Origin of the sequence: Desulfomonile tiedjei, from assembly GCA_016212925.1 — a bacterium.
Lineage (GTDB): Bacteria > Desulfobacterota > Desulfomonilia > Desulfomonilales > Desulfomonilaceae > JACRDF01.
The window spans coordinates 279,390-292,273 of the sequence record JACRDF010000052.1; the positions used below are offsets into that span (position 1 = coordinate 279,390).

The following is a 12,884-nucleotide window of genomic DNA, read 5'->3' on the forward strand; positions in this document are numbered from 1 at the left end:
TGATAAGAATGCGGGGATGGTTTCACCTGAAGAAAAGTATGATGCGAGCTGCCTGTATGGATACTGACACTGTAGTGATCCACGATTCCGCGTTGCAGCAATGGCTGACTTTTCGCCGTCCTCACCATGTGATTAGCGCGCACCGGGTCGAACAAGTCATTCCCGCTCTAAAACGCCTTGAAGAACTTGTGGAGGGACATAACTTATACGCGGCAGGGTGGCTGGCCTATGAGGCCGCGGCCGCGTTCGATTCCGCGCTGGCGGTCAGGGAATGCGGATCGTTTCCCCTACTATGGTTTGGCTTGTACAGCGAGCCTGAACGCGGACCCTTGCTTGAAGCCGACGAGCCGTGTCCAACCGATGCTTTGGCTTGGGAGGCATCGGTCACGCGAGATGCGTATTACTCTGCTATCGCTCGGATCAAGGACTGCATAGAAAAGGGCGATACGTACCAGGTGAATTACACGTACCGGTTGAACACACCTTTCACGATTGACCCCTGGTCGTACTTCCTCCGTCTGGCCGAGGCGCAGAACGCTCTGTACAGCGCGTTTGTGAATACCGAGCGTTGGGCATTGTGCTCCGCGTCCCCTGAGTTGTTCTTTCGTCTGGACGGAACGACCCTTGTGTCCCGTCCCATGAAGGGCACGGCAGCCAGGGGCGTACAATTGTCTGACGACCTTGAGCAATGCCAATGGCTCGAACACAGCGAAAAGAACCGAGCCGAAAACGTTATGATCGTGGACATGGTGCGGAATGACATGTCCCGTGTTGCAGAAACCGGGACAGTACACGTACCCAGGCTCTTCGAGGTTGAGAAGTATCCAACCGTATGGCAAATGACCTCAACGGTAGTTGCCACTACTCAGGCCTCCCTAACAAGCATCTTGAAGGCCCTGTTTCCTCCGGCCTCGATTACCGGCGCGCCCAAACCGAGGACAATGGAAATCATTGCCGACCTCGAAACTGAGCCGCGGAGGATATATACGGGAAGCATCGGATTCGTCGCCCCCGACCGCGTAGCTCAGTTCAATGTCGCAATCAGGACTGTACTCGTGGATAAAGCGCTCAAACAGGCGGAATACGGTGTGGGAGGCGGCATAGTGTGGGATTCAACCGCGGATAGTGAGTTCGAAGAATGCCACACAAAGGCAAGGATACTCACCCAGCGGCCGCCGAATTTCTCATTACTGGAAAGTATATTGTGGACGCCTGGCGCGGGCTGGTTCTTGCTCGATTACCACATGGCTCGCTTGAAGGATTCCGCGGATTATTTTTCTTTCAGTGTGGATGTGGACGCTGTCCGTGAGGTACTGGCGATGCTGGCTGATACCTTGGAGCCCGTTCCTTACAAGGTCCGCGTCATCGTTGACAAGTTTGGACGTGTGACTTGCCAGAGCGAGTCTCTTCCCCACGATCACGCTTTGTCCGTGCCGCGGGTGTGCCTGGCGCGCTCGCCGGTCAATTCTTCGGACCGATTCCTGTACCACAAGACGACCCATCGGAGCGTATACGATGCCGCATTGGCCGCATGCCCCGGATTCGATGACGTGATTCTGTGGAACGAGAAAGGCGAAGTGACGGAATCATGTTTTGCCAACGTCGTTGTGCGCCTCGATGGAGAGCTGTACACTCCGCCGATTCGATCCGGTTTGCTAGCCGGTACGTTTCGGGCGTGGCTCCTGGAGCGCGGGGAGATTCAGGAACGTGTCATTCTCAAGGATGACCTTACGAGGAGCGACAAAATATATCTCATCAACTCCGTCCGCAGAATGCGTGAGGCGATACTATTCGTGCAAGGGGGTCGTTAGTGGCTCTTCGCGGGACAAGAACCTGGCGACCCTGTGGTCAGTTCAACTTATGGGTGTCCCCTCGGGGACGCACTCTCCCAGTTCCCCGGGTGCCACGGACCTGGGCTCCGTCAGGTCCGTGCCGGCTTTCTTGGAAAACAGCAAGGTTGACCTCAGCACTGAACGCCAAATTGAAAGGCGAGGCGATGGCACGGTGAAGCTGGGAATCTTCCAAGTCATCGTGGTGACAGAACTGGCAGGAAGCACTGACCTGGTAAGGCGCAGGTCCGTGGCACCCAATACAGAAGGCATCGTTTGACAGATGGGGTACTATAGTTCTTCCCCAAAGCTCTTCCCGAATGAGGTCGTCCCACGTTTTCGGGACGCCCGCAAATGAATCCGTAATTCCTTTCCAGAACAACTATATTCTCGACGGAGCGTCGCACTCTCCCAGTACCCCTGAGCCAGAATTAGCGTCTGTCATTGAGAGGACTTTCTAACTTCAACGACTTTCAGACCGGGATTTGAAATTTTGTGCGCGTTCCTCCAGTTTTGAGGCCTCTTCTTCGTTTCCCGTCTTTCTGTAGAGTGCAGCCAGTTTGCTAAGAGAAATTGCTACATTGGGATGTTCAGGTCCTAGCTTCTGTTCCCATATCGCCAAGGACCGGTTATAAAGAGGTTCTGCATCAGAATACTTGCCCTGAGCCAAGTAAAGGCTGGCTAGATTCATCAGAGCCCCGGCTACATAGAGATGTTCAGGTCCTAGCTTCTTTTCCAATATCGCCAGGGACCGCTTATAAAGAGGCTCTGCATGAGAATACTTGCCTTGGTCCAAGTAAAGCGTACCCAGATTGCCCAGAGATCCGGCTATGTTGGGATGTTCAGGTCCTAGCTTCTTTTCCTCTATTGCCAGAGAGCGCTTATAAAGAGGCTCTGCATCAGAATACTTGCCCTGGGCGCTGTAGAGATTGCCCAGGCCGTCCAGGGCCGTGGCCACATCGGGATGTTCAGTTCCTAACGCCCTCTCCCTTATTGCCAATGACCGCTTCAACAGAGGCTCTGCATCAGCATACTTCCCCTGTCTCATATAGAAAAGGGCCAGGTTGTTCAGCGACGTGGCCACAATGGTATTGGTAGGGCCAAAGGTTTGTTCAGCAATGTCCAAGGCGCGGGCTGCCACGCTGGCGGCTTCTACGTACTTACCCTGATTCGAGAGCTGTAACGCCTGGTCGTTGAGTTCCTTCAGCCCGGGCTCTTGTGCCAAGGCAACCCCAACAAGGCCAAGGCACAGGACATGGACAAGAATGAGTCTGGTGCCCTTCATGCTGCACTCCGTCCTAAGTGATTCCCCACAAAATCTGGTGCTTCAAGCTCTTCTCATGCCGCCACCAATGGAATAGTTCTCAATTGGGTCAATAGCCTCAAGAATATCCGCTAGACGGGCTCGATCGTCTCTCATAGGGGAACCGCTTCTTTAAGGGCTCGGTCGCGCACTCTTTCTTTTAAAGTTTTTCCAGTAAAGACATCGACTTTCACTTCGAGCAGTGAATTCAAATCCGACCACAGTCCCCCAAGGTCAAGCAGACTTCGCCCCGGCTCCATTTCCACCAGCAGATCCAAGTCGCTCTTTTCGTCGGCTTCCCTTCGGGCAACAGAGCCGAAGACGCGTACGTTGCGGGCTCCTCGGCTGACGGCTATCTTGAGAATCTCTTCACGTTTTTCTTCTAATAGCCAGTATAAGTCCACGCACCCGTCCTCTCAACTTATAGGTGTCCCCGCGGGGACATCCCCTGCCAGTTCGCACACGGTCACTTTGCCATCTTTTCCCGCGGCAGCGAGGACCATTCCCTGGCTCAGGCCGAACCGCATCTTTCTGGGTTTGAGGTTGGCGATAACCACGACTGTCTTTCCCACAAGGTCTTCGGGTTGATACGACCCCTTTATACCCGCGAATACAGTCCTGGTTTCACGGCCCAAGTCCACGGTGAGCTTGAGGAGCTTGTCCGAGCCTTCCACTGTTTCGGCAGTCATGATCCGAGCTGCCCGCAAATCCATTTTCGCGAAATCGTCAATGGTTATTTCTTCCTTGAAATCGGGCGCCTCCGGCAAAGGTGGGGCCTCAGCGGCGCGGAGGCTCTCACGGCTTGCTTCAATGAGTTTCTCGAAAGAGCCGGGTTCAAGCCGGTCCAGAAGCTTCTCAAACGTTCCAATGGTAGTGTTTTCCATATCAAAACGCGCGTGGTCCCATTTCAATTCGCCCAGGCCGAGGATCTCCTCCACCCTAAGGCAATAGGACGGCAGAATCGGTTTAAGCAATACGGTTATTACCTTTATGCAATTGACCGCGAAGGTCAGACAATTCCTGGCGCGCTCGGGATCCGACTTCATCAAGGCCCAGGGTTCTGCGTGTTGGACGTAATTGTTGGCAAGATCGGAGATGGCCAGGATATGGCGAGTCGCAAGGCTGAATCGAAGCCCGCGGTAGTCCTCGAGAGTTTTCCGCACCAAAGACAAGACCTCATCCACAAGGTGCCGGGTGTCCTTGGGAATGGAACCCAGTTTTGATTCCAATCTCTTGTTAAGGAAGCCGATAGTTCGGCTGATGAGGTTGGTGATGTTGTTGACCAGCTCCGCGTTGGTGCGATTTACGAACTCCTCCACATTGAGGTCCAGGTCATCAATGGAATCGCTCAACTTGGTCGCATAATAGTAGCGCAGGTACCAGGGGCTCAGGAAGTCGGCGAACTGCCTCGCGGTGATGAACGTGCCCCGGCTCTTGGACATCTTGCGAGAGTCGACGGTAAGGAACCCGTGCACGTGAACAGCTGTTGGAATTCGATAGTCCGCGGCTTTGAGGACAGCCGGCCAAAAGAGGGTGTGAAAGTACGCTATATCCTTGCCGATGAAATGATGTATCTCCACGTCCGAATCCGGCTCAAGCCAGTACTCTGCCGCACTGCGGCCGTCCAAGGTCTCGCAAAAATGCTCTGTCGCTGCGATATATCCGATGGGCGCGTCAAGCCAGACGTAAAAGAACTTATCTTCTTCCCCGGGGATCTTGAAGCCGAAATACGGGCCGTCCCGCGATATGTCCCAGTCCTGAAGCCCTTGATCGATCCAGGTTTTTACGAAGGCCCTCACTTCATCTTGCAGATGCCCCGGCTCTGAAGTCCATTGTGTAAGGAATTCATTGAAATCGACCAGCCGGAAGAAGAAGTGCCTGGAAGTGCGCAATATCGGAGTGGCCCCACAGATCGCGCACCGGGCGGCGATCAACTCTGTCGGCCGATAAGTTGCACCGCACGATTCGCATACGTCACCGTACTGATCCGCCGCGCCGCATTTCGGGCAGGTCCCCCTGATGTACCTGTCCGGGAGGAAACGTTGGCAATTGGGACAATAGAATTGCTCGATTTCTCGGCTGACAATATGCCCTTTTCCCTTCGCTCGAAGATAGATCGTTTCGCAATGGCGGCGGTTTTCCGGCGAATCGGTGGTGTAGAATTCGTCGAACCCGACTTCAAACCGCGCGAAGTCTTTCTTGTGGCGATCGTGGAATTCATTCACCAATTGTTGGGGAGAAATGCCTCTTTTGGCTGCATTGATTTCAATGGGGGTACCGTGCGCATCGGAAGCGCACAAATAGATTACGTCCTCTCCGATGAGCCTGAGGAAGCGGACATAGATGTCGGTTTGAATGTACTCCACCAGGTGCCCTATGTGAATGTCGCCATTGGCATAGGGAAGCGCGCTGGTAATTAAGATCTTCGGCAAACTAATCTCCTATCTCATGTCATCGGTGCGTGTCTGCACGGAATTCACAACGCTTACCGGCAGGCTTCGTCGCTTTCGGTATTAGCCCGAACGATCGCGCGGCGAGGACCGGGGGCCGCCGGTCCTCGCGGATATCTTACCGTCTGAATGATGTTTTCCAGCGGACGGCCGGCAGGCCTACTATTCCAGGGCTATTTCCAGTGCCTCCAGATTGGGGTCTTTTTCCCTGTCGATCTTGAACACTCTGGCCTTCATTACTACGGTTTCCATCTCCTTCAGCGAATCCAAAACCTTGGCCTTCTCTTTCTTCATCCAAACCTTGTTCAGAGTAATATAACTTACGCGGTCAGCTATTATGAAATTCACGTAATCCTCGCCCAGTGGACAGGAAAGGTCGCCCTTCTTGTAATATCGGACCGAAAAGACAATTTCCTTGTTAAGGTATTTATTAGGATTTTCGGTCAGGCTCACAATCGTGAGATTCTCGTCGAGGTCCCGGTGAATTCCGCTCTTCAGGAATTTGGTCGCGCTGCAACCTCCGACGGTAAGCAAAGCCACTACAATGGGTACAAGCATCTTGTGAGCGGTCATACCGTGATCTTTCATACCGGACATATGGAGACACATAGGATAGTTAAAGGCGGCCGGAAAGTCAAAAGGATTTGATTTGACCGGAGAAAAGGAAATTGGGCGACTTTGTTGCAACTTTTTTGTTCCGTAAGTATACTAACAACAATGGACAGGTTGCGTTGGCCTCGGAGACCCCACCGGGAATTGCCCGTGACGAGGTCTGGATCAGATCCCCCGATTTCTTAAGATTTGATCGCTTATAGACTTCTTCCTTCATGTCTGCGAAGTCTTCCCCGTGGATTCGACAAGTACGTATTTGACAACTTGGGACGCACGTGGTAAGACTCCCGTTGACATGCTCAAAGGCGGTTTGAAAGAGAGCCTGAGTAGAATTTTAGAATCACCCCACAGCCTATCCGCAGAGTTTACGTGAGCATTTCCCGCTCGTTAATGTCGAGAAGGTTTGGTCGAAACGGTTTTTCTCAGCCCAACCGAGAATTGTGACCGCGTTGTACTCTTGGGGCAAACTTTCCCGTCGCTCGATTGTCTTGAGCAATACGGAAGGGCAGTTGGCAGGGGCATGATTCAGAGAGCGTCCTGAACGATAGGTCAGGGACGAAACATCTCATGATAGCGCTATAAGGATTTTTGGGGAAAGATGAACCGTTGTGCATAGGGCTATTTCGGGCCTCGTGTGCACGGCGCGGCAAGCAAAAACTTGCCGCCACATTGTTACCTGGAGAAAAATTAGAGAGCCACTTAATTCAAGATGTCCCAAATTGGGGATCACCTCGATCGCCTGAAATAGGTTGACATCGTTGATCCAAGCTATTATAGGCGTCCATTATTTTTTCACCACGAAAGTGGGGAAATCGTTTTCACATTAACACGGGGGCAACTTCGACCAACAAAGGGCCGTTAGCTTGCGGCCAAGGAGGATATTTTGCAGAAATGTAAGACTTGTGGCAGGGAGTACACCGTCACGCAGACAATGACCTATTCAGTTTACGGATATTGTTCATGGGATTGCCTTATGAACAAGAAAATCCGGGGCGGAAACCAACCATCAAGGCCTAATCGCAGGAACGGCGGTCCCAGACACGGGATGAACGGCACTCCGGGTCAACGCAAGACAGCCTAATTTACTCCACAGTGTTTCGTCTCCACGGTCCGGCCGTGTACTGAGCCAAACGCGCCGTGCGATGGCGCTTCCGGGTTTAATTGTTCGGCAAGAATCATCTCTAGTTGCCTGTGGGCCTTTTGGACCTTCTGTGTCCTCCCAAAGCGTTGACAGGCTTCCAAGACAGAGACAAAACTCGTTGGAGATACCGGGTTGCAACCAGTACAGTTGCGCCATATGGGAAAGAACTGCCGTGAGCCGCTTGAGAGTTGAAAAAGTTGTTGAGGAGATCGACGCGATTCACCGGGAACTGGCTCGCCTGACGGTGAACCATTTTCTGGGGACCCCGTCCGCACTTAACGCGGCAGATATCCTGGAATCCCATCCCACCCCGCTTAGACCGAAGACAGTGGCCTATCTCCGGCAAGCCATGAAGGACTCGGAGGACAGCGAAGAAACACTCAGGATCGAACGCGTGCTATTCGGCTGTATGGACCTTACTGTGGAGGAGCAGACCGCGTCTCTGGCTGACATGCTGAAGTTCTATTTCGAGCGCGGGCGGATGATTATAGGGCAATCGAAAATTCCTGCGGTGGAAGTGGTTCCATGGTTGCAAACCGAGTCCGATTTCGACAAGCGTGAGGAGATGCGGAAAGAGAATACGATATTCTTGAAGGGCATCATAAACCCCATGCTGATGGGAATGCTGGAACTCTCTATCCGGACTGTGACGGAGAGGTTTGGCTTCGCGAACTACGCACGGTTTTCAGAAGCCAAGAAGGGAGTCTCCTTCGAGGACTATGCAGGTATCTTTGAGCGTTTTCTTGAAGACACCTCGGAGGTTTACTACCGGCGGATGACCCCCTGGGTCGAGGACCGGATCGGCCGACCGTTTGAGGGTCTTAGCAGGTACCATGCACTGCATTTACTTCGCCTGAGAGAACTCGACGAGTTCTTTCCGCTTTCCGCTCTGCGAGAAACGGTCGGAAGGACTTTCCAAGGGCTCGGCTTCGACCCATGGTCCAGACCCGACGTGATAATGGATGTTTCCGACGGGCCTACCAAGAATCCGAATGGGATCTGCATAGGCGTTGAGATACCCGGTGAGATTTACGTCCTGGCTAAACCCGTGGGCGGGTTAATAGATGTCGAGACCCTTCTCCACGAAACCGGGCACGCGTTCTTTCTAAGCAACTTCGATCCGGCTTTGCCCTTTGAGTATAGACGCCTCTATCGGTCGCCCGCTCTTGATGAGACGTTTGCCTTTCTGTTCATGGGCCTTATTGAGAACAAAGCGTGGTTGACCAAGATTGGCGGCCTGCCTGGAAGCAGTGCTGAAGAATTGTTGGGCCTTTTCCGCACAAAACGCCTGTGCCTGATGCGCCGTTACGTCGGCAAGTTTTTGGCCGAGAAGGAGCTTCACGAGACAGGAGACTTCAAGAACCCTGAACCTTATTGTCGCCGTTTGAACAACGCAACCGGGTTCACGTACGAGCCCCAGGGTTATCTCATCGACATGGAGCCTGATTTCTACGCGCTGGATTACTTGCTGGCCTGGTGCGGTGCGGATGTTCTGCGCGAATTCCTGGAAATCCGATTTGGTGTGGAATGGTTCGAGCGCGCGGAAGCCGGAGAGTTTCTGAGGAGGATAGCTTTGCAGGGCCGCCGCGATTCCTTGGAAAAGGTGCTGAATTCCTTCTGTGGCGAAGATCTGCGCGTTCCTGATTTTTCGGGCTTCTGATATACGGAAATGTCTTGGCCGCCAATTACGCGGCGGGTGGCTTGGACGTTCGGTGGGACGGGCTTCCAGCCCGTCCATTATAGCCAGTGTCAAGAATAGTTGCCGATTACTACAAGTGCTTCCTGGAAATTGGTAGGTGCCGGCCTCCGTGCCGTCACATTTTTCAGATACAAATCAAGTGGTTCGACCCCGCGTATCTGTCCGTTCGGTTGGAACGCGAGCGGTGCAAGAGGTCAGGGACTGTGGCGACTGCTAGAAATGGCCGGTGGTCCCGTCGGCGCCACTACCAAGAACCAAGAATCGGCGGGCAAGGCCCGCCTTACGATCACACGACGCGCCTCCTGTAGGGCGGGCCGTGCCCGCCGTCCTACGATGGTGGCCAAAAGCTAGGTTGGAAGCCGATGATCTGTTGCGTCAGCCTTGATGCAAATCGGACAAAATTTTGGCAACTACTACAGGATGACCGGAGTGACGAATCTGCATCAGAATTCCTTGGCACCGGGGAATCTTGCTACGCGGGGTGGCCGGGAGGCCACTGCCTCTAGGTTGCCGAGGGACAGGATATACCGTCAGTCCGGAATCCCGCGGCTCGCCCGGCTATCCCGCAAATGGTCGACATCTATACCACAGATGCCCCCCAGTAACCGAACCATTACCGGCGACCGCTATAAGATATTGATTAATGAGTTGTTTGATATACAATATAAAAGTCATGTCAGGACGGACTTGGCGCCCGCGGACCTTGAGGCCCGATGTCCAAAATGACAGGTCCCTTGGCTGGAAGCCGCCAGAAAACTTGACTGTCTAGGCGTGGAATAGAACAGTTCGCAGAACTAAGGAATTATCACCATATGCCGACTGGCCCCATAAAAGAATATGCCGATTCGGACGGTCTTTACGGTCGGGTAGATACCCAGTACGCAGAGTTCGAGGGTATCACTCTGCAATCAGGGGTATTCTTAGGCCCTCTGAAGGTGGCGTACGAGACCTACGGGACGCTTTCTCCGGAGCGGGACAACGCGGTGCTGATCCTCCATGCTCTGTCAGGGGACGCTCACGTGGCAGGAATCGATTCCAACGGCAGGCTTGGATGGTGGGATGCCATGATCGGCCCCGGTAAGGGAATCGACACCAACGAGTATTTTGTGATCTGCTCGAATTGCCTTGGCGGTTGCAAGGGCACGACCGGCCCGCCCAGCATCAATCCTGCAACGGGAAAACCGTACGGCCGCTCTTTTCCGCTTATAACCATGGGAGACATGGTGGACGTCCAGGCGATGCTCGTGCGGCATCTGGGAATAGAAAAACTGCACAGCGTTATCGGTGGATCCATGGGAGGGATGCAGGCCCTGGAATGGGCAGTGCGGTATCCTGACGCGGTCAGATGCGCTGTGGTGATTGCTGCAACTGCGCGGCTTTCACCCCAAGGCATTGCGTTTAACTGGGTCGGCAGAAACGCGATTTACTGCGATCCTGCGGCAGCCTGCCCGGACGAAAAGCACGGCCATGTCTACCAAAAAATGGGCAGAGGCCTGGCAATCGCGCGCATGATAGGCCACATCACTTACCTGTCTGAAGAGACGATGGAGGCCAAGTTCGGCAGGCAACTCAGGCTCAAAGACATGAACGGTTACAGTTACAGCCTGGGCGAGAACGGAAAGGAAGGCGGTGAGTTCGAAGTCGAGTCTTACCTCGAACACCAGGGCAGCTCGTTCATGAGGAGGTTCGACGAGGATTCGTACGTGATCATCACCAAAGCCATCGACTATTTTGATCTGGAATGGACGTACGGCTCTCTTGTAAACGCGTTCAAAAACATTTCGGCAAAAATGCTCATCATGTCTTTCAACTCGGACTGGTTATACCCCACCGCCATGTCCCTGGCCATAGTACGCGCCTTGATGGCAGCGAAGAAGGATGTTTCGTTCGTGGAGCTTGACCTCCCGTACGGACACGACTCTTTCCTCGTAAATGCCGGCATTCCGTCCTTGACACGTATAGTGAGGGGGTTCCTGAACGGTGCGCGCTGAAGTAGTTGAATTTAGGAGCCCTTTTCACCAGTTTGAGGTCGGGTTCAACGTTATCATTGACCTCATCACCCCCGGCACGCGGGTCTTGGACTTGGGTTGTGGTTCGGGAACGCTCTTGCAGCGTCTGCGAGACGAAAAGGACGTTGAAGGATGTGGCGTAGAACTCGATCAGGACAAGGTCATTCGATGCATCGAGAGGGGTATTCGGGTATTGACTTTGGACCTGGACGAAGGACTGGAAGCCTTTCCCGATCTCAGTTATGAGTACGTTGTGCTCAGCCGGACGCTCCAACAACTCGTGTACCCTGACAGAGTCGTTAAAGAAATGCTCAGGGTAGGATCTAAGTCTATCATAGCCTTTCCGAACTTCGGGCATTGGGGGATAGTCTTGGAATATGTCTTTACAGGCCGCTCACCTGTGTGTGAGACACATCCTCACCCGTGGTTCAATAGTCCTGACATTCACCGCCTGACCATCAAAGATTTCAGAGATTTCGTGCAAAAGATAGGCGGCAAGATCGAGAAAGAGATCCACATAATCAACAACGCGCCTTCAAATAGCACTTTCTGGCCGAATAGAAGGGCACAGTGGGGATGTTTCCTCATTTCTTCGGCCTGATCCAGTGCGGCCCTCAAGGGCTCCGTCACATCACTTCCTGCAATCAGGCTGAACTCGCAATAACCGTCATCCACCTCCTCCCGACTGCGGGACCTAATTTTTGCCTTGCTGGAATGACTGTTAACCCGTTATATGTAAGAGGGAGACGTGGGTCCGCATGCGTGACTTGGTCGGGTCTCTCGACCGGGGCTACCTGGCCTCGGCTGAAACATGGGGGGTAGCGATTTCTGGATGGCATAAACATGGTGAAATATCGTGTGGACGAGGAGATGGTGTTCTCCTTGGCCGAAGAATCCGGTTTCTTTAGGCTCAAAGTGGATACACCACATATCGAGGAAGACCATGTGGAGGAATTTCTCGATACCACGGTGGAGTGGCTCAGCAGCAATCCGAAGAAAGGAATGTTGATCGACTTCAAGGGGGTGAAATCCGTTTGTGACGACTTTTCGTTGCAGCTGAGCAGGTACTATGAAGATATCAAATCAAGGGGTCTGTACGTCAGATTCGTCAACGTAGACCCCGCTATTGAACTCCGTGTGGATGTGTCGAATATAACTACGGTCATAGACTTGGACTCGCTGCAATTGAAGCAAGACAAGATCGTAGTGAGCGCCAGACAAATTTTGGAGGACCTTGCCAGCCATTTGTCCGACCGGGAAATTATGGGGAAATATGGCCTGTCAAAACGGGGCCTCGCGAGCCTGTTCCGTAAATTGTTGCATAAGGGCCTGGTTACTCCGCGCTATCTTGCTCGGAGAATGGGCGTGGAAACCACTGAAGTCACTCTGTCATTGGCCGGATTGGATTCCCGCAAAGTTAAGCTTGAAGCTTCCGCTGTGCTGATGGACATATCCAAAAAGATGTCCAACACCGCGCTGATGAACAAATATAAGCTTTCCTCAAAGGGACTGAAGAGCCTGCTGGGAAAATTACACGGCAGAGGGCTCATTTCAAAAACCATGCTTGTCGCGCGAACAAGATCGCTTGAATGAATGCCGGCATTCCAGCTCCGAAGGACCTTATACCCAATTCGCTTTCAAACGAGTGAGAATGGAGGGGGCCTGCGCGGGCCCGCTACCACACTATGGTCGCGGCCAGTCGGTAACCATTCAGTCTTGCGGGGGGAAACAACTCGCGCGAAACATGTCATTGCGAGCGTAGCGAAGCAATCTCAGCGCTAAAAGGCAGAGATTGCTTCGTCGCTTCACTCCTCGCAATGACACAGAACGGCAAACCGCCC

9 protein-coding genes are annotated in these 12,884 nt (G+C 53.2%); 5 read left to right on the forward strand and 4 right to left on the reverse strand.

Going from position 1 to position 12,884, the window contains the following annotated elements:
• Positions 1-38: 38 nt before the first annotated feature.
• The gene (gene pabB / locus HY913_24505) at positions 39-1,811 is read left to right on the forward strand and encodes an aminodeoxychorismate synthase component I (protein ID MBI4966465.1); all 1,773 of its coding nucleotides are present in this window, start codon (positions 39-41) and stop codon (positions 1,809-1,811) included.
• 481 nt (positions 1,812-2,292) lie between these two features.
• On the opposite strand, the gene HY913_24510 is transcribed toward pabB, so the two are convergent.
• The 4 genes from HY913_24510 to HY913_24525 form a co-directional block, all read right to left on the reverse strand.
• Complete coding sequence (locus HY913_24510; protein ID MBI4966466.1) at positions 2,293-3,114, reverse strand: tetratricopeptide repeat protein; 822 nt, start codon at positions 3,112-3,114, stop codon at positions 2,293-2,295.
• Positions 3,115-3,245: 131 nt separating this feature from the next.
• Positions 3,246-3,536, reverse strand: a complete 291-nt coding sequence (locus tag HY913_24515; protein ID MBI4966467.1) for a nucleotidyltransferase family protein — start codon at positions 3,534-3,536, stop codon at positions 3,246-3,248.
• Positions 3,537-3,548: 12 nt separating this feature from the next.
• Positions 3,549-5,570 (reverse strand): methionine--tRNA ligase, encoded by a 2,022-nt coding sequence (gene metG, locus HY913_24520; protein ID MBI4966468.1) that lies wholly within the window; start codon positions 5,568-5,570, stop codon positions 3,549-3,551.
• 174 nt (positions 5,571-5,744) lie between these two features.
• Positions 5,745-6,155 carry a hypothetical protein gene (locus HY913_24525; protein ID MBI4966469.1) on the reverse strand — a complete coding sequence of 137 codons (411 nt, stop codon included), beginning with the start codon at positions 6,153-6,155 and terminating at the stop codon, positions 5,745-5,747.
• 1,352 nt (positions 6,156-7,507) lie between these two features.
• On the opposite strand from HY913_24525, the gene HY913_24530 reads away from it, so the two are divergent.
• The 4 genes from HY913_24530 (at position 7,508) to HY913_24545 (ending at position 12,636) form a co-directional block, all read left to right on the forward strand.
• Positions 7,508-8,995 (forward strand): hypothetical protein, encoded by a 1,488-nt coding sequence (locus HY913_24530; GenBank protein ID MBI4966470.1) that lies wholly within the window; start codon positions 7,508-7,510, stop codon positions 8,993-8,995.
• An 851-nt stretch (positions 8,996-9,846) separates the two neighbouring features.
• Entirely contained in the window at positions 9,847-11,025 is a 1,179-nt protein-coding gene (locus tag HY913_24535; protein ID MBI4966471.1) for a homoserine O-acetyltransferase, read from the forward strand.
• Complete coding sequence (metW, locus tag HY913_24540; protein MBI4966472.1) at positions 11,015-11,644, forward strand: methionine biosynthesis protein MetW; 630 nt, start codon at positions 11,015-11,017, stop codon at positions 11,642-11,644. Before HY913_24535 ends, metW begins: the two co-directional genes overlap by 11 nt.
• Positions 11,645-11,886: 242 nt before the next feature.
• Entirely contained in the window at positions 11,887-12,636 is a 750-nt protein-coding gene (locus HY913_24545) for a hypothetical protein (GenBank protein ID MBI4966473.1), read from the forward strand.
• The last annotated feature ends 248 nt before the right edge of the window (positions 12,637-12,884 follow it).